This window comes from Mycobacterium sp. IS-1496 (assembly GCF_001499995.1).
In the GTDB taxonomy this organism is placed as follows: domain Bacteria; phylum Actinomycetota; class Actinomycetes; order Mycobacteriales; family Mycobacteriaceae; genus Mycobacterium.
The window spans coordinates 16,437-36,669 of record NZ_LQIU01000007.1; the positions used below are offsets into that span (position 1 = coordinate 16,437).

At 69.6% G+C, this 20,233-nt stretch carries 18 protein-coding genes; 7 read left to right on the forward strand and 11 right to left on the reverse strand.

The genetic code is table 11. The features are described 5' to 3' along the window. Positions 1-26: 26 nt before the first annotated feature. The 3 genes from AU195_RS04920 to AU195_RS04930 are packed head-to-tail and all read right to left on the reverse strand — an operon-like array spanning position 27 to position 3,014. Complete coding sequence (locus AU195_RS04920) at positions 27-1,289, reverse strand: sulfotransferase family protein (RefSeq protein ID WP_059157949.1); 1,263 nt, start codon at positions 1,287-1,289, stop codon at positions 27-29. Then, a complete protein-coding gene (locus AU195_RS04925) occupies positions 1,286-2,371 on the reverse strand; it encodes a DUF1214 domain-containing protein (RefSeq protein WP_059157950.1) in 1,086 nt (361 codons plus the stop codon). The genes AU195_RS04920 and AU195_RS04925 overlap by 4 nt, the downstream gene beginning before the upstream one ends. After that, the gene (locus AU195_RS04930) at positions 2,358-3,014 is read right to left on the reverse strand and encodes a TetR/AcrR family transcriptional regulator (RefSeq protein WP_059157951.1); all 657 of its coding nucleotides are present in this window, start codon (positions 3,012-3,014) and stop codon (positions 2,358-2,360) included. The genes AU195_RS04925 and AU195_RS04930 overlap by 14 nt, the downstream gene beginning before the upstream one ends. 144 nt (positions 3,015-3,158) lie before the next feature. Between AU195_RS04930 and AU195_RS04935 the strand changes: the two genes are divergently transcribed. Continuing rightward, positions 3,159-5,219 (forward strand): glycoside hydrolase family 183 protein, encoded by a 2,061-nt coding sequence (locus AU195_RS04935; protein WP_059157952.1) that lies wholly within the window; start codon positions 3,159-3,161, stop codon positions 5,217-5,219. 12 nt (positions 5,220-5,231) lie between these two features. Here AU195_RS04935 and ripD read toward each other — a convergent pair whose 3' ends face one another. Next, positions 5,232-5,846 (reverse strand): NlpC/P60 family peptidoglycan-binding protein RipD, encoded by a 615-nt coding sequence (gene ripD, locus AU195_RS04940; protein ID WP_059157953.1) that lies wholly within the window; start codon positions 5,844-5,846, stop codon positions 5,232-5,234. A gap of 240 nt (positions 5,847-6,086) precedes the next feature. Between ripD and AU195_RS04945 the strand changes: the two genes are divergently transcribed. Further along, positions 6,087-6,335 (forward strand): DUF6480 family protein, encoded by a 249-nt coding sequence (locus AU195_RS04945; RefSeq protein ID WP_059158034.1) that lies wholly within the window; start codon positions 6,087-6,089, stop codon positions 6,333-6,335. 51 nt (positions 6,336-6,386) lie between these two features. Then, positions 6,387-7,484, forward strand: a complete 1,098-nt coding sequence (locus AU195_RS04950; RefSeq protein WP_216636378.1) for a spore photoproduct lyase family protein — start codon at positions 6,387-6,389, stop codon at positions 7,482-7,484. A 29-nt stretch (positions 7,485-7,513) separates the two neighbouring features. Here AU195_RS04950 and AU195_RS04955 read toward each other — a convergent pair whose 3' ends face one another. Then, complete coding sequence (locus AU195_RS04955) at positions 7,514-8,554, reverse strand: NADP-dependent oxidoreductase (protein WP_059157955.1); 1,041 nt, start codon at positions 8,552-8,554, stop codon at positions 7,514-7,516. Positions 8,555-8,613: 59 nt separating this feature from the next. Here AU195_RS04955 and AU195_RS04960 point away from each other — a divergent pair, with 59 nt between their 5' ends. After that, positions 8,614-9,060 carry an MOSC domain-containing protein gene (locus AU195_RS04960; protein WP_059157956.1) on the forward strand — a complete coding sequence of 149 codons (447 nt, stop codon included), beginning with the start codon at positions 8,614-8,616 and terminating at the stop codon, positions 9,058-9,060. Positions 9,061-9,067: 7 nt separating this feature from the next. Here the strand turns inward: AU195_RS04960 and AU195_RS04965 are convergent, their stop codons facing one another. Further along, positions 9,068-9,850 carry a hypothetical protein gene (locus AU195_RS04965; RefSeq protein WP_059157957.1) on the reverse strand — a complete coding sequence of 261 codons (783 nt, stop codon included), beginning with the start codon at positions 9,848-9,850 and terminating at the stop codon, positions 9,068-9,070. An 84-nt stretch (positions 9,851-9,934) separates the two neighbouring features. Between AU195_RS04965 and AU195_RS04970 the strand changes: the two genes are divergently transcribed. Next, positions 9,935-10,156: a hypothetical protein gene (locus AU195_RS04970; protein WP_059157958.1), complete on the forward strand. Its 222-nt coding sequence runs from the start codon at positions 9,935-9,937 to the stop codon at positions 10,154-10,156. 13 nt (positions 10,157-10,169) lie between these two features. On the opposite strand, the gene AU195_RS04975 is transcribed toward AU195_RS04970, so the two are convergent. The 5 genes from AU195_RS04975 to AU195_RS04995 all read right to left on the reverse strand — a co-directional run bounded on the left by AU195_RS04975 (position 10,170) and on the right by AU195_RS04995 (position 17,258). Then, on the reverse strand, positions 10,170-12,716 hold the full coding sequence (locus AU195_RS04975; protein WP_286149143.1) for a M50 family metallopeptidase: 2,547 nt from the start codon (positions 12,714-12,716) through the stop codon (positions 10,170-10,172). A gap of 39 nt (positions 12,717-12,755) precedes the next feature. Further along, positions 12,756-13,601, reverse strand: coding sequence for a hypothetical protein (locus AU195_RS04980; protein WP_059158035.1), 846 nt, complete (start codon positions 13,599-13,601; stop codon positions 12,756-12,758). A 268-nt stretch (positions 13,602-13,869) separates the two neighbouring features. Then, complete coding sequence (locus AU195_RS04985) at positions 13,870-15,234, reverse strand: aldehyde dehydrogenase family protein (RefSeq protein WP_286149136.1); 1,365 nt, start codon at positions 15,232-15,234, stop codon at positions 13,870-13,872. Between the two features lie 43 nt (positions 15,235-15,277). Continuing rightward, a complete protein-coding gene (locus AU195_RS04990) occupies positions 15,278-16,813 on the reverse strand; it encodes an acyl-CoA carboxylase subunit beta (RefSeq protein WP_172800478.1) in 1,536 nt (511 codons plus the stop codon). Positions 16,814-16,826: 13 nt separating this feature from the next. Continuing rightward, positions 16,827-17,258: a type II toxin-antitoxin system Rv0910 family toxin gene (locus AU195_RS04995; protein ID WP_059158037.1), complete on the reverse strand. Its 432-nt coding sequence runs from the start codon at positions 17,256-17,258 to the stop codon at positions 16,827-16,829. A gap of 163 nt (positions 17,259-17,421) precedes the next feature. On the opposite strand from AU195_RS04995, the gene AU195_RS05000 reads away from it, so the two are divergent. Together AU195_RS05000 and katG are read left to right on the forward strand one after the other, a co-directional pair. Next, positions 17,422-17,883 (forward strand): Fur family transcriptional regulator, encoded by a 462-nt coding sequence (locus tag AU195_RS05000; RefSeq protein WP_082702966.1) that lies wholly within the window; start codon positions 17,422-17,424, stop codon positions 17,881-17,883. 60 nt (positions 17,884-17,943) lie between these two features. Further along, complete coding sequence (gene katG / locus AU195_RS05005) at positions 17,944-20,193, forward strand: catalase/peroxidase HPI (RefSeq protein WP_059158039.1); 2,250 nt, start codon at positions 17,944-17,946, stop codon at positions 20,191-20,193. Positions 20,194-20,233: the final 40 nt, after the last annotated feature.

Sequence of the window (20,233 nt, forward strand, 5' to 3'; positions counted from 1 at the left end):
TCTTTCGACTCCTGCGTGCTGTCACGTCATCCGGCGACGAAACGCCGGTGGTAATCGCTGAGCCGGGCGGAAACCTGATCGACGTCGAGCCCGAGGTCGGCCGGGCGGTGGAGGACGCCCCCGTACATGCCGCGTGGATGATCGGCTCGGAACCGGGCCATCGCGGCCCGGGCCCGATCGTCGAACGGCTGGCCGGCGCGTTCGTAGATCGCCGCCAGCGTGGCCTCCTCGTCGGCCATGAAGTCGTCGAACCTGATGTCGACGGACTGCTCGGCGGGCCGTGCGTCGCGGTCGCGCACACAGGCGGTGAGCAGGTCCGCCGACCGCTCGACCCAGTAGCGGGTGAGCGCCACCGGGTCCGGGTGCTCGCACGACATCCTGGCGGCGTAGCAGATCATGGTCGCCATCGACTGGATGACCTCGGCCGGATCACGATGTGTCAGAACGAAAGTCGCGTCGGGGAACGTCGCCGCCAACGTCGGGAACTGCTCGAGGTGTTGCGGGGACTTGAGCACCCACCGCCTCCCTCCGCCCTGCCACTGCAGGGCCTGCAGAGTGCGCTTGAGATAGGCGTAGGACAGCGACTGGTCGTGCGCCTTGTAGTGGTCGGCGAAGCGCGGGACGTGGAAGGTCGTCTCGAACAACATGCCGCCGATGTCGTTGGCGAGCAGTTGGATCTCTTCGTGGGCGTGGTCGACGGTCATATCGTGCATTCGTCTGAATTCCGGCATCACGGTGTGGACCAGGTCGAGGCCGGCCGCGCACCGCTCACGCCTGCCCTGCGAGCCCTCCTCCCCCGGCGGGGGCACGGGTTCGAGGCTCTCCCAGTAGGGCAGGTACCGCAGTGCCGGGTCGGCCGCGATCATGTTGTGCAGGTGGGTGGTCCCGGTGCGGGGCAACCCGCAGATGATGATCGGGCGCTCGATGCGGACGTCCAGGATGTCGGGGTTCCGCGTGATCAGATCCTGCAGCCGCAACCGGTTCACCAGGTGCTGCGTCAACTGTTCGAAGGCCACCGCCCGGCCGACGTCCGACAGCGACGCCTCGGAGTTCAGCGACGCGCACAGCACATCTAGTCGATCGCGGAAGCCTTGCGCCGACGACACGTCACCGAAGTCGGTCAGACCCGAGCGGTCGACGGCCGTCGCCTGCAAGGCCTCCGGAGAGAGGTCGAGGGTGGCGCCGTAGGCGGCCAGCCCCTCGCGCATCGGGCGCGCCGCCTCCGGGTAGACCGGGGCGGCGAGGTCGTCCAGGGCGATCGGCGCCGGACGAGCGACCCGCGCGGTCACCGCGAGATCTCCGCGAGGTCGACGACCCGGCACCGCGGCCGCGCCGGTGTCTCCTCGGGCAGGAACCAGCGCAGCCAGATCAGCCCTGTGCGCCGCCCCGCGGTCGACACCCAGTTCGGGTGTCCCGGATCGCGGTCGGCGATGACGATCTGCCACGATCCGTCCGGTTCGTAGGTCACCTGCGCGCCGTTGAGGGTGACCCGTTCGTAGGTGTAGTCGTAGGTGTGCAGAAACGGGTTCCACAGGCACAGATTCCAGAACACGCACTGCGGTGACGTGCCCTCCACGACGAGCGCCTGATCGGGTTGCAGCTCGTAGGCCCCCATCGCGTACGCCGCGTCGGCCGCCGACCAGCCGTAGGCGTTCTGCGGCACCGGGAACGGCTCGAGGATCTCGTTCGGCGGCTCGATCCGGGTGGGCAGGAACGAACACTGTTCCCGAATCCAGGTGCGGGCGGCGCGCATTCGGCGCGCCAGGTCTTCGGCGTCGTCATGGCGCCGGGCGGGCGGATCGACGCTCTGGATCGTCCACTGGGTGCGCCGACCGGTCTCCGGCGCGGTGAGATAGTCGCGGGTCAGCGCGATCACCGCGTCGTCGTCGAGTTTGAGCCAGGCGCCCGGCTGCGGCTCCGGGCCCATCGTGAACTCGAAGTCGCCGTCGGCGTCGAATTCCAGGTCGCGGTCGTTGAGCGTCCCGACGATCCGGTTGCTGTACCGACCGTCGTCCGGGCCGCCGTAGACGGTGATCGACAGGTACACGGCGTCACCGCGGTTGCCGCGCACCCGGTAGGTGCGGCGGGGGTCGAGGGGCGCGATCTGGTAGAACGCGTCGGAGTTGTCGCCGCCCCACTTGAGGTACGGCCCGATCACGTCGACGAAGCGGGGATTGTCCTTGTCGCCCCAGACGTAGGCGTCGACCGCCACCCGCAGGAGGCTGAAGGTGAGGCGGTACCCGTCGAGCAGGTCGGCGTCGTCGAGTGGTGGGTCCGCGGTGAGCAGCTTGTCCTCGACCAGACGCAGTTCGTCGAGCAGTTCGCCGAACGCCTTCGACAGTTCGGGATGGCGTCGATCAGCCTGGGTCATCTCGGTTCTCTTCTCTGTCGGCTGCTCCCCGTGTGACCAGGAAGCAGAGGTGGGCGACGAAAGCCTCGATGTCGGCGGGACCGGTGAGGTCCCGGACGTATACGGCGTAGAAGGTGCTGCCGATCACGGTGTCGTACAACGACTCTGCGTCCATGTCCGCGGCCACGACCCCCTGCCGGACCCCGTCACCGATCAGCGCGGTGAACCGGTCCTGGGTCTCTTCGTCGAGCAGCTGTTGGGCCCGGATGCGCAACTCGGGAGACCGGTGGCGCTCCGCGAGGATCCCCAGGGTGGCGGCGTACACCACCGGTTCGCGCCAGAACTCGATCACCGCCCGCAGGAATCGGCTGAGGTCGGCGGCGAAATCGCCGGTGCGGCCGAAGATGTCGTCCGACGCGTTGGCCTGGAACGCGGCATCGAAGACGATATGGGCTTTCGACGGCCAACGGCGGTAGACGGTGGGCCGGCTGACACCGGCTTCCCGCGCCACGGCGTCGACGGTCACCTGGTCGTAGCCGTCTCGCGCCAGGATCCGCCGGGTGGCCGAGAGGATGTCCTGCCGGGTACGCGGGTCACGGCGGCGCCCGCGCGACGAGGCGGCCGACGGAACGGCGCCGGCGTCGACGCCCCTGGGGACTCCCACGGCGCAAAGCGTTACACGCTGTCACGTATATGTGTCCGGAATGCCGAGACCGGTGCCCAAAAACTTTGATAAGTGAAACACTCCGGCGCGCGGCGGCGATGATCAGTCGATATCGAGGTCGCCGACGACAAGGGGAAATGGTCGATGAGATCCAAGACGAGCGCTGCCGCACACGTGGGCCGGATCGGCGCTCTCGCCGTGGCTCTGGGCGTCGGCGCCGCCGTGACCCTGGGCAACGGAGTCGCCGCGGCGGAGACGGGCGGGTCGTCCTCGTCGTCGGAATCCTCATCCTCCCCGGCGTCGGATTCTCCGTCCCCGGCGTCCGAGAGCGACCAGGAGACGGCCGCCCCCGACGACGAGGGCGAGGCGGCCGACGAGTCGGATGACGAGCCGGCACTCGACGAGGACGAGGTCGACGAGGACCTCGACAAGGACACGGCCGAGGACGAGCTCGATGCCGAGCCCACCGTCGACGACGAGCCCGTGACGCCCGCCGAGGAGGTCGAACTCGGTGACGTCGAACCCGTTGAGACCGAGGCCGAGACCGCAACCGGCACGCCGCAACAATCCCCACCGTCGGACGACGACGAGCGGACCGACGACACCACCGCCGAAGCCACCGTGGAGACCGAGATCGACGTCGTGGTCGAGGAGCCCCGGAGCGCCGAGACCCCGGTCGAACCGGCCGCGGAACCCGCGGAGATCGCGCCGCTCGACGGCGGTCGGGCCGACGACGCCGTGCGCACGGACTCGCCGATGCCCGCCGCCGCGCCGGTGTTGGCAAGGGCCGCCGCGCCGTCGACGCGGTCGCTGCCGTCGGTACCGCCGGAGCTTCCCAAGGCGTTCTCCGCGCTGCTCGCGGCCGTCGGTCTGGCACCCCTGATCGCCAACCTCCCGGCCGCGCCCGCGCCCCCGCCGGCGTTGTGGGCACTGCTGGCCTCGGCGCGCCGGGAGTTCGAGCACGCGTTCACCCGACCGGTCACCACCGCGCCCGCGCAGTCGAACATCGTCGCCGCCGCGGCGGTCACCCCCTACCCCACCACGCTGCCGTCCGTGAACAAGGGCTGGGTGACGGGCAAGGTGCCCAACAACTTCGGGATCGGCGGCACCGACCTCGGCATCATGTGGGACGGCGGTGTCCGCCTGGGTGAGCGCTTCGTGCACGTCGCCTTCGGTGACACCTTCGCCAACTCGAACATGACCGGTGACTGGCGGTCCAACGTCCTGCTGATCAGCACCGACCACAACCTGAGCAACGGCCTGCAACTGGTCCAGACCGGATACGCCGGACGGTTCATCGGCCCCTTCAAAGGCCGGCTCGGGCTCTTCGGCTCGGAGGTCACCCAGATCCCGACCTCCGGCATCCAGATCGACGGCAGGCAGTTCGTGAACTTCATGTCCGTGAAGTCCTGGGACACCCCGGGCCGCTGGACCACCAACTACTCGGCGATCTCGGTGTATGACCCGGCCACGGACAAGTGGGTGCTGGCGCCGTCGACGATCCGCTCCGCGGGATGGTTCCGGTCGACCACGCGGTACGTCCCGGGGAGTCAGAACTTCCAGCAGGCGGCCTACGTCCTGCAGCCCGAGGACCAGGTCGGCGAAGACGGCGTCCGCTACCTCTACGCGTTCGGCACTCCGTCGGGCCGGGCCGGCTCGGCCTACATCTCCCGCGTGGCCGAGGGTTCGGTGACCGATCTGTCGAAGTACGAGTACTGGGACGGTTCGACGTGGGTCCGCAACCGGCCGGCGGTCGCCGCGCCGATCATCGGTGACTCGAAGCGGTCGACGGGACTGTTCGGCTTCGTCGTCGACTGGGCCAACGATCCCAATGTGTTCGGCGGCTACCTCGGCGGGCTGTTCGGCGCCAAGACCGGCGGCAACGTCAGCGAGATGTCGGTCCAGTACAACGAATACCTCGGCAAGTACGTCGTGCTCTACGGCGACGGCAACAACAACATCCGCCTGCGGACCGCCGACACTCCGGAGGGTCCGTGGTCGGCGCCGGTCACCGTCGCGACCTCCAAGCAGTACCCGGGTCTGTACGCGCCGATGATCCATCCCTGGTCGGGGACCGGCGATCTCAAGGACGGGAACAACGAGCCGGACCTGAACAACCTGTACTGGAACATGTCGCTGTGGGGTGACTACAACGTGGTGCTCATGCAGACCGACCTGTCGCCGCTCAAGGCGGTGTACGTCTGAGCTCGCGAACGCTCAGTCGATGTAGCGCACCAGATACGGCGCCATGTTATTGGTGCGCACCGGCGAGACCTGCACGACGGGGCTGGTCGCCTCGACCATCTGCCCGCCGCCGATGAACATGGCGACGCTCTGGGTTCCGTTGGGGCCGTAGAAGATCAGATCGCCGGGCAGCGCCTGCGACGGCAGCACCTTGCGGCCGACCAGGTACTGGTCGCCGGAGGTCCGCGGGATCTTGAGTCCGGCGCCGGCGAAGGCGTACACCATCAGACCCGAGGCGTCGAAACCGGCGACCTGGGGCTTCGGCGGCTCGGGCAGCGTGAGGGCCGGCGCCGCACCGGGCAGGCCGGCGACCGGGATGGCGCCGGTGGTCCCGTCGACCGGGATCAGTCCCGGCGGCGGCGCGGCCGGCGCGGGAGCGCTGGGGCCTGCCGGGTTGCCCAGTGTCGGACCCGCGGTGTTGCCGCCGCCGTAGGCGAAGGGGACGCCACGCTGCGACAGCGCACGGGCGATCACCAGGTCGACGGCCTGTTGGTTACGCGTCGGAAGTGGGAAGAGCTCCGCGTTCGCGGTGCCCGCTGTCGCCAACGACAGCGCCAGACAGATGACGACGGCGTAGATGCGCCTCATCTCATTTCACCTCTCGACTGATCCGACCCGACGGTGGGCAATTCCCACCAGCATCACTTGTACCTCCAGTAACACGCCTCTTTCCATCTGCGAAGGCCTGCCGGGGCGAAGAGATGCAGGAGTGAGACACAACGGTGACCGAGCGGGGTGATGCGTGTGAGCCGGTGGGGACGGGGTACGCGGTGGCCGACACGAACCCGATGACCCGACACGAACCCGATGACGGAGGCCGACGCACCGATGACAGCAATACCGCCAGACCCAGATCCGGCGCAGACGCCGGACCTCGAACCCGGTGGCGGGGTGACGCCGGGAGCGACGCCGCCCGACTCGGATCAGGTGTCGGGCGTCGGGAAGGTCGAAGAGAATCCCCGGCACCGCATCACCGCGGGGTCCGTCACCACGATCGTGGCCGTCGCGGTGTTCGCGCTGATCTTCCTCGCCATCGCGGTCGTGATGGTGCTGAGGATGACCGGCGTCCTCGACTGATCCGAGCGGAATCGCAGCCCATCCGCAGGTGTTGCACCACAGACGATGACGTTGACCACCACTGACGCGAGCGCCCCGACCCCGACTCTGTGGACACCGGCCCGCGTGCTGGTCACCCGGTCGGCGGCAGACCTACCCCACGGCGCGGAGATCATCGCACGGTGCGAGGCCGCCGGCGTCGGGGACATCGCCGTGCTGCCGGGTGACCGCCTGCCCTCCCTCGGGGCCGACACCGACCGCGCCGCCTATGCGCTGGCCAAGCGGACTCTCGCGGTGGTGGTCGCCCCGCCGAGCAAGCGCCGCCTTCAGCCGATTCCGCCGAGCGCCGACTGGCGCATCGATCTGGCGCAGGGGTGTCCCGGGCACTGCCAGTACTGCTACCTCGCCGGTTCGCTGGCCGGTCCACCCATCACCCGGGTGTATGCGAACCTGCCCGACATCCTCGCCGAGATGGACGACCACGTCGGGCGCGGCACCATCACGTCGTCGTCGGCGGAACGGTCCGGCGAGGGCACCACGTTCGAGGCGTCCTGCTACACCGACCCGTTGGCGCTCGAACACCTGACCGGTTCGCTGTCCGCGACGATCGCGCATGTCGGCACCCACGAGTGGTCAGGGCCGGTCGGACTGCGCTTCACCACGAAGTACGACAACGTCGGTCCGGTACTCGACCTGCCGCACGCCCGCCGCACCCGGGTCCGGGCGTCGGTGAACGCCGACGAGATCGCCGGCCGCTTCGAGGGCGGGACGGCGCGACTGCCGCGACGGCTCGCCGCACTGCGGGCGCTGGCTCAGGCCGGATACCGCATCGGCCTCACGATCGCGCCGATCATGCCGATCCCGCAGTGGCGCGAGCAGTACGGCGCGCTGCTGCGCGACGTGGCGGACGCCGTCGGCGACGTCGACGATCTCGACCTCACCGTCGAGTGCATCACCCACCGGTTCACCGCGGGCAGCAAAGAGGTGCTGACCAGGTGGTATCCGCGCACCAAGCTCGACATGGACGAGGCGGCGCGGACCCGCAAGTTCGGCAAGTACGGTTCGGCGAAGTACGTCTACCCGAAGGACGTCATGGCCGAGCTGCGGTCCTGGTTCGAATCCGAGCTCGCCGAGACGCTGCCCGGCGCGCGGACGCTGTACTGGACCTGACCGGTTGGCTCGGCGGAACTGCCTGCCGCTCAACTCTTTTCATCGACCATCACGGTCGGCTCCCCGACCTTGACGAGCATCTTGCCGATGTTGGCCCCGGCGAACAGCCCGTTGAGCGCGTCCACGCATGAGCCGATCCCGTCGAGGATGTGCTCACGGTGGACGAGCAGCCCCTGCTCGTCCCACCTGTGCAGCGCGGCGAACGCCTCTTCGAACCGGCCCCACTGGTCGAGTGCGTTGAACCCCTGCATCAGCGCGGTCCGCGACAGCAGGTTGACGTAGTTGGCCGGACCGGGGTGCTCCCCGCTGAGGTAGCTCGAGATCACCCCGCACAGCACCACGCGGGCGTTCTGGGCGAGCCGGCCGAGCACCGCGTCGAGGACGGACCCGCCGACGTTGTCGAAGTACACGTCGACACCCTTGGGGCAGTGCTCCCGCAGCGCCGCCGCCAGGTCCTCGGACCGGTAGTCGATGCACGCGTCGAATCCGAAGTCCTCGACCACCGCGCGGCACTTCTGCGGACCCCCGGCGATGCCCACCACGCGCGCACCGGCGATCTTCGCGATCTGACCCGCCACCGAACCGGTCGCTCCGGCCGCCGCCGACACGACGACGGTCTCCCCCTGCCGCGGCCGCCCGATGTCGGTCATCCCGAAGTAGGCGGTCGCGCCGGTCGGCCCGTACACCGACATCACCGCCGGCTGGTCGACCTTCTCCCGCCCCGGGATCGGCGTACTGAAGAGATCGTCGCGGATGATCACGTACTCCTGGAATCCGGACAGCGTGGTGACGACGTCGCCGACGGTGAAGGCGTCACACCGGGACTTCACGACCTCCCCGATCCCCGCCGCACGGATGACCTCACCGAGCCCCACCGGGGGGAGGTAGCCGCGCTGGTCGTTGAGCCAGGTGCGGATCGCCGCGTCGATGCCCACGTACGTGGTGCGCAGCAGCGCCTCTCCGTCGGCGGGCTCCGGCGCCGGTGACTCGACGAGCTCCGTGTCCCCCGGCTCGACCAGGCCCACCGGGCGGCGGCGCAACACGATCTGGCGGTTCATCAGGTCCGGCACGTGCCCGAACCTACGGCACCGCAGCGGGTTTCGGGCCGAGACTCCGTACAATCGCGTCGGTGAACGTGGTCGCCCTGCACATCGCCAAAGGCCGTCGGCTGCCCGTCCGGCCGGTCGACGAGGTCGTCGCGGAGGCGGGCAAGGGACTGGTCGGTGACCGCTACCACGGCACCCGGCACCGGCATGTCTCACTCCAGTCCGCGGAACTCCTCGACCTCGCCGCCCGCGACCTCGGTCGCGACTTCGACTACGGGGCGACCCGGCGGAACATCACCGTCGACGCCGGCGACATCCCCACCCGGCCCGGTACCCGGGTGACCATCGGCGCGGTCGAACTCGAAGTGGTGCGCATCCTCGCGCCGTGCCGGCTGCTCGACGACGACATCGGGGCCGGCGCGGCCGCGGCGCTGCGCAGGCGCGCGGGTTCGGCGTGCCGGATCCTGCGCTCGGGCACGATCCGCATCGGCGATCCGGTGGTCATCGCCGACCCGCCTGCCGCGGACTGACGCCCGTTCAGCGGCGCCGTTCGCGCACCCGATAGGTCGCGGGCCACGACTGCCGGGACTCGTCACCAACCAGCGGGGTGCCCTTACCGCCGACGCGCACGTCGTAGGCCTCGTGTCCGGGCCCGACCTCGCGGTTGACGTGTTCCTGGGCCAGGTAATACAACTCGTCGATCGCCGCCTCGCTGTAGGCGACGAAGGTCGTCTTCCTCGTGATGTCGCCCGCGCCGGCCGTCATCCGCTCCGGCAGTACGCGCGAGGCGAGCGCGCCCGCGGCGACGAGGAGGAACGGGATGAGCCAGTAGAAGACGAACGTCACCGGGGTGTCGGTGTCGAGGATCGACGCGTCGCTGCGGATCAGCGGCGGAACGGCCGACGACACCGCCATCGCCGCGAACACGCCCACCCAGATCCAGGTGAGCCGGACGGTGATCTGTTCGAACAGGTCGGTGTCAACGATCTCCTTGGGCTGCCCCGCCGCGGCGAACTCGCGCACGAAGGGACGTTTGATCAGCACGCCGACGAGCGCGGTGACGAAGATCCCGGCGAAGCTCAGCGGCGCGAACCAGCGCTCGGCGAACGAATCGCTCGACACGAGCGTGAGCACGGTCAGGACGGCGAAGGTGGCCACCGCACCGATGTCGAGCGCTCGGCCGGGGGCGTGCCGCGCGGGGCCGAGCGTCAACGCGGCGACGGCGACCACCGATGCCGCCACGGCCGCGACGAGGAAGGGCACGTTGCCCATCAGGATCCAGTACACAACCCACGGCGCGAAACCCAAGACGATGCCCACGGGCGGTCAGTCTAGGGGCTTACCGTGAGACCGACGGCAACTCGTGGGGGCGAGTTGTCCTCGGCGGTGGTACAACGGCGGGTGATGAGGTATCTGCTCATCGCCCTCTACTTGGGCGGATGGTTGCTGACCACCGTGGTGCTGCTGCGGCGGCAATTCGGCGACGACGACCGGGGCCGGCGCGACCGCCTCGTCTTCAACACGGTGAGCGTGCTGTGCGCGGTCGCGCTCGCCGCGGTGTGGCCGCTGTCCGGGTGGTTCCTGCCGATGATCCGCGCGGCGCTCGGCCGACACGACGAGGAGTGACCCGGCACCCCGGTCAGGGTGTCGTGGCGGTCCCGTCGGAGGTTCCGGTATCTCCCGACGTGGTCCCCGACGTGGTCCCCGACGTGTCGCCGGTGGTGGTGTCGCCGACGGATGTGTCCGAGGTGGATTCCTCGGCCGTCGACGGTGCGCTGCTCGGCGACTCCGCCGCAGTGGTGGGCGCCGCCGAACTCGCCGTCGCCGACTGCGTCGCGGTCGGGCTCTGCACCGCCGTGGCCGCCGTCGAGGGTGCCGGTGCCGATGTGGTCCCGGACGTCGTCGGCGCGACCGCGGACGTCGTCGGGGCGACGGTCGTGGACGTCGCGACGCTCGTGCTCGTGGTCGGCGGCGTGGATGTGCTCGAGGTCGTCGGAATCGTTCCCGGCTGATCCTTCTCGACGATCGCCATGATGCGGGTCGTGTAGCCGTCGAGGCGCGCCTCGATCTGATCGGGAGGCACCTTGCCGGCCTCGATGTCCTTCTCGAACTGGGCCAGCTCCGCCCACACCGCGTCGAGTTCCTTCGTGGCCTTCTCCGACAGCGGTTCGTCGAGCGTGATGAACACCTGCCGGGCCAGGGCGTAGGTCAGACAGTTCGCGCACTCGTAGTTCAGCGCGCCGGCCAGGTTCTGGGGCGCCACCACGTTGTCGTCGCCAGCGTCGCTGTCGATGACGAACACGACCTGATAGGCCACCGCGACCGCGGCGCACGAATCGCACGAGGCGTACGCCTGCGCCTCGTTGACGTTCATCGCATCGCTGTTGTCGGTGACGTAGACCATCGCGAAAGCCGCTTCGTAGACGGCGGTTCCGTCCGTCGTGTTGACGGCGAGCGCCTGGTTGTCCCCCGGCTCCGGGGCGAGCGGCCGGTCGACCGGGAAGACCCAGCCGTCGTCGGGAGCCGTGGCGCTCCCCGCAGGCACGGTCCCGGCGCCCGAGACGCCCGCGCTGCCGCTGCTGCCGGTGAAGTCGGTCTCCTGGCGGGGCACCATGATCAGTGCCAGCTGCGGTGACTGCTGCGTCGGCATCGCGAAGTCGGTGTCCCAGACGGCCTGCAGCACACCCTGCTGGCCCGTGACGAACGTCGGCGCGGAGACGAGTTGCGGGTCGGCCTCGCGCCGGACGGGCCCGGACCCGGACAGGTCGTTGGACTTCAGCGCGTAGACGATGTCGCCGATCGTCCCGCGCTCCCACGGCTGGATCGGTCGGTAGGTCGCCTCGTCCGGCCACCACGCGTACGCGACACCGGCGCAGATCGCCGCACCGGCGACCGTCGCGAGCATCCGCATGAGCGGTTTACCGGCGGTGCCCTTCCACACGCCCGCCGCGGTGCGGCGCACGAAGCGCACCAGCATGTAGACCACGCCCGCGACCGGGATGACGATCGCGATCATCGCCAGCACCCGGGCGACGGCCTGGATCATGTCGCCGTCGGCCCACGCGGTGAGCAGCACGTCCTGTTGTTTGTTCAGGCTCGCCCACGCGGTGCCCACCAGGCGTGGCAGCGTCCACACCGCGAGCACCAGGGTGGCGAGCAGAAGCGGAACCACCAGGACCACCCAGAGGGTCACGACGATGCGTGCCCACGGCTTCAGGAGGCGGGCGTGCGGATCACCCCACCGCCACGGCAGCGCGCCCAGCAGGGTCGGCTTGATGCGGGAGTAGAGATCGGGCACCCCGGTCACGTCGGCGAGTACGTGGTAACCGTCGAAGCGCACCAGCGGCGCGAGCTGGCGCAGCATCTGCAGGATCTGCGTGGCCACGATGAGAAGCAGTGCGTCGTAACCGATCCACAGCCACAGCCCGGTGATCGCGACCGCGACGAGCGCGTTGAAGTACAGGCCGCCGAGGTCGGTGCGGATGCGGCCGGCGCGGCCCAGCCGGTAGGAATCGGTGACGTCGGTGTAGAACGCCGGCCAGACGAGGTAGACGCCGAAACCCATGACGCCCGGTGTCGCTCCGCCGTAGCGCGCGGCGGCGGCGTGACCGAATTCGTGGAAGCCCGCCGACACGATCGTGACGACGAAGACCAGGATCAGCAGACCCGGCCGCTCGAAGGCGTCGTGCGCCGCCGACGCGAGGCCCTTCTCGAAGAACACCCACCAGCACACGGCCGCGAACGCCGCGAGCGCCGGGACGACCACCCACGGTCTGAAGAGCGACCGGAACGGGTCCGTCACCCGGCGGGTGCGGTCGGGGTCGGTCACCGCATACCGAAATCGCAACCCCAGCAACGGATCTCGCTTCTTCAGCTCGGGCTGCGCGCCGTCCGCCCGCACCAGCAGACCGAGCGGCCGAAGCTGTTTGTCGACGAAGTGGTCGACGTTGTCCGCACTGACGGCTCGGCCGGTCGAGGACGAGACCTCCTGTGCCACCTCGGCCGCGGTCCGGTGGCCGTCGACGGCCCGCAGCACGGCGTAGAGCAGCGGCGTCAGCTGGACCGTCTGGCCGTCGGCGCGGCGGACCAGGGAGGGTGGGACCCGGTAGCCGGATCCCACCATCTCCCCGATCAGCTCGACACCGTCGGCGCGCTGCAGTCCAGCCTGTGTCGGCTCGGCGCCCATCGTGGTCACAGGAGTGCTTCCCCTCGCGTCTCAGGCGGCTCAGGCCGCGGTCGAACCCCCGCTGTCACCGCCGGATCCGCTGTCTCCGCCGGAGCCGGAGGTGCCCGAATCGCTCGAGCCGCCGGAGTCGGTGCCGGAGGTGCCGGCCGTGCCACTGGTGCTCGACTCGGTGCCGCTGTCGGCCGTACCGGTGTCGGTGCCGGTGTCGGTACCGTCGTCACCCTGCGAGATGGTCGAATCCTGGTTCGACGTCGCGGTCGCCTCTCCGACGAGCGTCTGATTGATGATTGCGTCCTGCTCCGCGATCGAGATCGCATCGGAGTCGATGGACCCGATGTTGGCGGCCACACCGGCGTTGATCGGCGCCGCGACGTTCGCGTTGGCGGCGACGGCGCCACTGATTGGAGCAGCCAGGTCCGCATCGAGGTCGACGTTGACATTGACGTTGAGCAGGTTGCCGTCGAGCAGGGCCGCCGGGCTGGTGTCCACCGTGGTGCCCGTGCCGCCGGTGCCGGTGCCGGTGTCGGTCCCCGTCCCGTCGGTCGGCACCTCGTCTCCGTCGGTGTCCATGCCGCCCTGGTCGATGCCGCTGACCTGGTTGGAGGTGGCGGTTGCGTCGGCGTCGAGATACTGGTTGAGCATCGCGCCCTGGTCGACGACGGCCTGCGCGCCCGAACCGTAGGAGAGCACGTTGGCGCCGGCGGCGGCATCGATCGGCGCGGCGACGTTGAGGTTCGCGGCCGCGGCGAGGTCGATCGGCGAGGCCGCGTCGATGGCGACGTCCACATCGGCGTTCAGGTCGAGAATCGACACCACTTCCTTGTCGGGCAGTGCGATGGCGCTCTCCGCGGAGAGCTCCTCGGGGGTCAGTCCTTCGGTGGTCATGTCGTTCACCTTCCGTCCGCTCGATTCGTCAGCATTGCTACCGAGCCGCAAACGCCCGGCTGTGGTGTCGAGCCGGGTACCCCGCCGACGCCATGATCAACACATAATTTTTCGCGGTACCGGCTTTGATCAGCGGAAACAGCCGAGGACTAATTAACTCCCACGTCGAATTATGGGCTGGATCACGCAGGTCAGCGGGGTTATGCCGGTCCGTGCCTACTCAAGCGACTTTGCTGTCTGGGTCCGCCGAAAATGAAGAAACGCGGGCTTATTCCGAGGGCGCGGGTGACCAGTGCACCACCTTCATCGCCGTCATCTCGTCGAGGAGTTCGGGTCCGAAGCCGAACCCGCTGCCGCTGGCGCGACGAGGCTCCGACGCACCGCCGGGCGCCCCACCGAAGGCGGCGTTGATCTTCACCGTGCCGACCGGCAGCGATCGCCAGGCGTGCTGGGCGTGCGCCATGTCGTTGGTCAGCACGGTCGCCGCCAGCCCGTACCGATCCGTGCCGGCCTCGTCGAGCGCGGTGTCGAAGTCGGGGACGACCCGCACCGGCGCCACCGGACCGAACGTCTCCTCCCGCATCACCAGCATGTCGGGGGTGCAGTCGGTGAGCACGGTCGGCGGGTAGAACGACCCGGGACCCGGCGCCGGTTCACCGCCGGTGCGGACCTGCGCGCCGGCTCCGACGGCGTCGGTGACGTGCTGGTGCACGGTGTCGCGCTGCCGCTCGTCGACGAGGGGGCCGATGCGGTCGGCCCAGTCGCGGGCCTCCTCGACCAGGGCGTCGACGAAGGCGTCCGCGACCGCGTCGACGACATAGATGCGCTCCACCGATACGCAGATCTGTCCGGCGTTGGCGAAGGCGCCCATCGCGGCCTGGTGCGCGGCCCACCGCGGCGGCACGTCGGCGTCGACGATCAGCGCGTCGTTGCCGCCGTTCTCGAGGATCACCTTCGCACCGCGGTCCGCGCAGGCCCGCGCGATGGCACGGCCCGTGGCACTGCTGCCCACGTGCGCGACGACGTCGACGTCTTCGGCCCCCGCCAGCAGGGCGCCGACTGATCCGTCGCCGTCGACGATCTCCAGGACGCCGTCGGGCAGGTGGGCGGTGAGCAGTTCGGCGAATCGCCTGCCGGTCCCGGGGCAGCGCTCACTGGGCTTGTGCACCACGGTGTTCCCGCTCACCAGCGCGGCGCCCAGCAGTCCGGCGGCGACCGCCACCGGATCGTTCCACGGGGTGAGGACCGCGACGACGCCGCGCGGTTCGGGGACCATCAGGTCGGTCGCCGTCCACTGGCCGTGCAGGCTGCGCCCGCGGTGTAGAGGTCCGAGTTCGGCGTACTGCACCAGCGTGCCCGCACCCGCCTCGACACCGCCGAGCGAATCGTCGCGCAGCTTCCCCGTTTCGCGTTCGTTGAGCCCGGCGAGTTCGTCGGCGGCCTCGCGAACGGCGGCGGCGGCCGCCGTCAGCGCCGCGGCCCGCTCCGCGGCGGGTGTGCGGGCCCAGGCGCCCCCTGCCGCCCGCGCCCGTTTGACGGCCTCGGCGCAGGCCGGGGCCTCGGTGACGGGCACCCGGCTGACGGTCTCGCCGGTGCGGGGATCGGTGACGATCAATTCGGTGGTCTGTGACACGGCGTTGGAGTTACCCCGCGCGGTGCCGGTCAACCACGATCGATCACCAGGTGTCGACGAACCGCCTCGGGAGCCGCTCGCGCGGCGCGGCCGACGCGGCGGCCAGCGTCCCGGCGATGACGCTGCGGGTCTGCGCCGGGTCGATCACGTCGTCGATCTCGAACACGGCGGCCGCGTTGAGCGCCTTCGCGTTGTCCTGTGCCGCGGCGGTGGCCCGACGCACCGCCTCCTCGCGTTCGGCCTCGTCGGCGATCGCCTCGAGTTCCTTGCGCAGACCAAGGCGCACAGCGCCTTCCAGCCCCATCGGACCCAGATGGGCGCCGGGCCACGCGACCGTCAGCAGCGGTTCGTGCAGCCCGCCGCCCGTCATCGCCTGCGCGCCCAGGCCGTATCCGCGGCGCAGTATCACCGCGATCAACGGCACCCGCAGCGCCGCACCGGCGACGAGGAGTCGAGAACCCCTGCGTACCAAGGCTTCTGCCTCGGCCGCCGGACCCACCATGTAACCCGGGCAGTCGACCAGTGAGAGCACCGGGATGTCGAAGGCGTCGCAGAGTTGCAGGAAGCGCGCCGCCTTGTCCGACGCCGCCGCGGTGATGGCGCCGGCCATGTGGCGGGTGTCGTTGGCCAGCACACCGACGGGCCGGCCCTCGATGCGGATCAGCGCAGTCACCATCTCCCTGGCGAAGCGTTCACGAAGGAACGTGGCCGAACCGTCGTCGGCCAGCGTCCGGATGATCGGCGCGACGTCGTAGGCCCGTCGCGCGCGCTCGGGCACCGCTGTGCGCAGGACACTCTGGTCGGGCGCTTCACCCGCTGCGGCCGGCCCCCGGAAGTAGCCGATCAGCGTCCTGGCCACGGCAACGGCCTGCGCCTCGTCGTCCACCACCACGTCGACCACGCCGTTGGGCGCCTGCGTGGAGATGGGGCCGACCGCGTCGGGAGGCACGTCCCCGAGCCCGCCGCCGGCGATCATGGCCGGACCACCCATGCCGATGGAGGTGTCCGACGTCGCGACGATCAGATCGGCGCAGCCCGCGATCACCGCGTTGCCCGCGAAGCACCGCCCCTTGACCACCGCGATCCGCGGGACGAGCCCCGACAGGCCCGCCCACAGCTTGAACGCGCGGACGTCGAGCGAGGACACCACGGGATGGTCGGTGTCTCCGGGGCGGCCGCCGCCGCCTTCGGCGAAGAACACCGTGGGCAGGCGCATCCGCTCGATCAGGTCGAAGAGCCGGTCCTTCTTGCGGTGCCCCAGCGCACCCTGGGTCCCGGCCAGCACGGTGTAGTCGTACGACAGGACCGCACAGGCGGCGCCGTCGATCCGCGCCGTCCCGGCGACCAGACCGTCTGCGGGCGTGCGGGCGATCAGGTCGTCGAGGTCGCGGCGCGCGCGCTGGGCGGCGATCGCGAACCGGCCGTACTCGATGAAGGAGCCCTCGTCGACCAGGTCGGCGATGTTCTCGCGCGCCGTGCGCCCACCCGCCTCGTGCCTGCGGGCGACCGCCTCCGGGCGCGCGGCGTCCTCGGTCAGCGCGCGGCGGCGCAACAGCTCGGCGTGGTCCGCCCGCGGCAGCGCGGACGGACCCTCAGACGTAGAGCTCCTCGAAGCGGCGGATGGACCGATCGATGTCGCCCTTGACCGCGCGAGCGGCCGCGGCGCCGATCGGGCCGAACAGCGGCGCCCCGCCGAGTTCGAGCGTGACGGTGAACGCGCAGCCCGACGATGTGGGGCGCACCGCCATCCTCATGCCGTACCTGGTGCCGCCGACGCCCTTGCCGTCGACCTCGAGCAGCCTGGGCGGATCGACATGCTTGATCGTCCAGGTCACCCGGTTGCGCATACCCTTGGCGCCGGCCACGCCGACGATGGTGGTGCCCACCACGAGATCGTCGGGCAGCTCGCTTCGCCAGCCCTCGTGCATGACGAGCCAGTCCCCCAGTTCTGTGAGGTTGGACGCGTGCGCCCAGGCGTCGTCCGGGTCGAGAGACAGCTCGCGGGTCAGCTCGAGTTTGGCCACCCCGCGATAGTAGTGGCGACCCGCCGCGGCCATCTGCCGAATGGAGTGAGGGATCGAACCGCGCAGCCCGTCCCCACGGATGTGCTTGGCGCAGTGACGAATCGGTGTACGTGCGCGAAACACCCGTGACCAACTCTTGACTTAATCCAAAAAAGGGGGTGATATGGCTGTCGTGCCGTCGCCGTCCGAGTACGTAGACCAGTTGCGGGGCGCCGATCTGCGCGTGACCCGGCCTCGGGTCGCTGTGCTCGAAGCGGTCCACGCCCACCCGCACGCAGACACCGAGACCATCTTCGCCACCGTCCGGTCCAGCCTGCCGGACGTCTCGCGGCAGGCGGTCTATGACGTCCTGCATGCCCTGACCGGCGCGCGCCTGATCCGGCGGATCCAACCGTCGGGCTCGGTCGCCCGCTACGAAACCCGCGTCGGAGACAACCACCACCACGTGGTGTGCCGCTCGTGCGGGACGATCACCGACGTGGACTGCGCGGTCGGCGAGGCGCCCTGCCTGACGCCGGCCGACCACGACGCTCTCGACGGTTTCGTCCTCGACGAGGCCGAAGTCATCTACTGGGGGCGGTGCCCCGACTGCGCTCCCGAGAGTTCGACCGCCAACAGTTCCTGATCACACCCGTGATCACAGCCCCATCACCCACATGATGTACGGAATATGAAGGGAAACACCGTGTCGTCAGATACCTCCGATGCCCGCCCCCCGCATTCAGACACCAAGACCGACAGCCACAGTGAGTCCGAGAACCCGATCATCGACTCACCCGAGCCGAAGGTTCACGCACCGCTGACCAACAAGGACTGGTGGCCCGAACAGGTCGACGTGTCCGTGCTGCACAAGCAGAACGAGAAGGGCAACCCCCTCGGCGAGGACTTCAACTACGCCGACGCGTTCGCGCAACTCGACGTCGAGGCCTTCAAGCGCGACGTCATCGCGCTCATCCAGAGCTCACAGGACTGGTGGCCCGCTGACTACGGCAACTACGCCGGTCTGTTCATCCGGATGAGCTGGCACGCGGCCGGCACCTACCGCATCTTCGACGGCCGCGGCGGCGCCGGGCAGGGCTCCCAGCGCTTCGCCCCGCTCAACAGCTGGCCCGACAACGCCAACCTGGACAAGGCCCGCCGGCTGCTGTGGCCCATCAAGCAGAAGTACGGCAACAAGATTTCCTGGGCCGACCTGATCGCCTTCGCCGGCAACGCCGCGCTCGAGCAGTCCGGGTTCAAGACCGCCGGCTTCGCGTTCGGCCGCGAGGACATCTGGGAGCCCGAGGAGATGCTCTGGGGCCAGGAGGACACCTGGCTGGGCACCGACAAGCGCTACGGCGGCACCAACGAGGACAAGCGTGAGCTCGCCGAACCGTTCGGCGCCACCACGATGGGCCTGATCTACGTCAATCCCGAAGGGCCCGAAGGCAAGCCGGATCCGCTGGCCGCCGCGCACGACATCCGCGAGACCTTCGGCCGGATGGCGATGAACGACGAGGAGACCGCGGCGCTGATCGTCGGTGGCCACACTCTGGGCAAGACCCACGGCGCCGCCGACGTGAACGTCGGACCCGAGCCGGAGGGTGCGCCGGTCGAGGATCAGGGGCTGGGCTGGAAGTGCCCGTTCGGCTCCGGCAACGGCAACGACACCGTCACCAGCGGTCTGGAGGTCATCTGGACCGGCTCGAACTCGAGGTGGAGCAACCGCTACTTGGAGATCCTGTACGGCAACGAGTGGGAGCTGACCAAGAGCCCCGCCGGCGCCTGGCAGTTCGAGGCCAAGGACGCCGAGGCGACCATCCCCGATCCGTTCGGCGGTCCGCCGCGCAAGCCCACGATGCTCGTCACCGACGTCTCGATGCGGGTCGACCCCATCTACGGCAAGATCACCCGCCGCTGGCTCGACCACCCCGAAGAGATGGACGCGGCGTTCGCCAAGGCCTGGTACAAGCTGATGCACCGCGACATGGGGCCGATCAGCCGGTACCTGGGTCCGTGGGTCGCCGAGCCCGAGATCTGGCAGGACCCCGTGCCGGCCGTCGACCACGAACTGGTCGACGATGCCGACATCGAGAACCTCAAGGCCAAGGTGCTCGATTCGGGTCTGTCCACCCAGCAGCTGATCAAGACGGCATGGGCTTCGGCGTCCAGTTTCCGCGGCACGGACAAGCGCGGCGGCGCCAACGGTGCCCGGGTGCGCCTCGAGCCGCAGCGCAACTGGGAGGCCAACGAGCCGGCCGAGCTGGCCAAGGTGCTGCCGGTGCTCGAGCAGATCCAGCAGGACTTCAACGCGTCGGCCTCCGGCGGCAAGAAGATCTCGCTGGCCGACCTGATCGTGCTCGCCGGGTCTGCCGCGGTCGAAAAGGCCGCCAGGGACGCCGGATACGAGATCGACGTGCACTTCGCGCCGGGTCGCACCGACGCCTCGCAGGAGCAGACCGACGTCGAGTCGTTCGCGGTGCTGGAGACCAAGGCCGACGGCTTCCGCAACTACTTCCGGACCGGTGAGAAGGGTCAGGTCGAGAAGCTGCTGGTGGAGAAGGCCTACCTCCTGGACCTCACGGCACCGGAGATGACCGCACTCCTCGGCGGTCTGCGGGTGCTCAACGTCAACCACGGCGGCACCAAGCACGGTGTGTTCACCGACTCGCCGGGTGTGCTGACGAACGACTTCTTCGTCAACCTGCTGGACATGAACACCGCGTGGAAGCCGTCGGAGAACACCGAGAACGTCTACGAGGGCCGCGACCGCGCCACCGGTGAGATCAAGTGGACCGCAACTGCGAACGATTTGGTCTTCGGCTCGAACTCGGTGCTGCGCGCCGTGGCCGAGGTGTACGCCCAGGACGACAGCAAGGGCAAGTTCGTCGAGGACTTCGTGGCGGCCTGGGTCAAGGTCATGAACAACGACCGGTTCGACCTCGAGAAGGCCTGACCGGCGGTCATCGCCTCACTTCGACAGGGACACCCCGCGA

What these genes read in the sequence shown, in the direction of transcription:
- ripD (WP_059157953.1), bottom strand. Translation starts at nt 5,846, where the DNA reads ATGAGGCGCATCTACGCCGTCGTCATCTGTCTGGCGCTGTCGTTGGCG.
- AU195_RS05000 (WP_082702966.1), top strand. Translation starts at nt 17,422, where the DNA reads ATGGCTGTCGTGCCGTCGCCGTCCGAGTACGTAGACCAGTTGCGGGGC.
- AU195_RS04925 (WP_059157950.1), bottom strand. Translation starts at nt 2,371, where the DNA reads ATGACCCAGGCTGATCGACGCCATCCCGAACTGTCGAAGGCGTTCGGC.
- AU195_RS04970 (WP_059157958.1), top strand. Translation starts at nt 9,935, where the DNA reads ATGAGGTATCTGCTCATCGCCCTCTACTTGGGCGGATGGTTGCTGACC.
- AU195_RS04945 (WP_059158034.1), top strand. Translation starts at nt 6,087, where the DNA reads ATGACAGCAATACCGCCAGACCCAGATCCGGCGCAGACGCCGGACCTC.
- AU195_RS04980 (WP_059158035.1), bottom strand. Translation starts at nt 13,601, where the DNA reads ATGACCACCGAAGGACTGACCCCCGAGGAGCTCTCCGCGGAGAGCGCC.
- AU195_RS04935 (WP_059157952.1), top strand. Translation starts at nt 3,159, where the DNA reads ATGAGATCCAAGACGAGCGCTGCCGCACACGTGGGCCGGATCGGCGCT.
- AU195_RS04975 (WP_286149143.1), bottom strand. Translation starts at nt 12,716, where the DNA reads ATGGGCGCCGAGCCGACACAGGCTGGACTGCAGCGCGCCGACGGTGTC.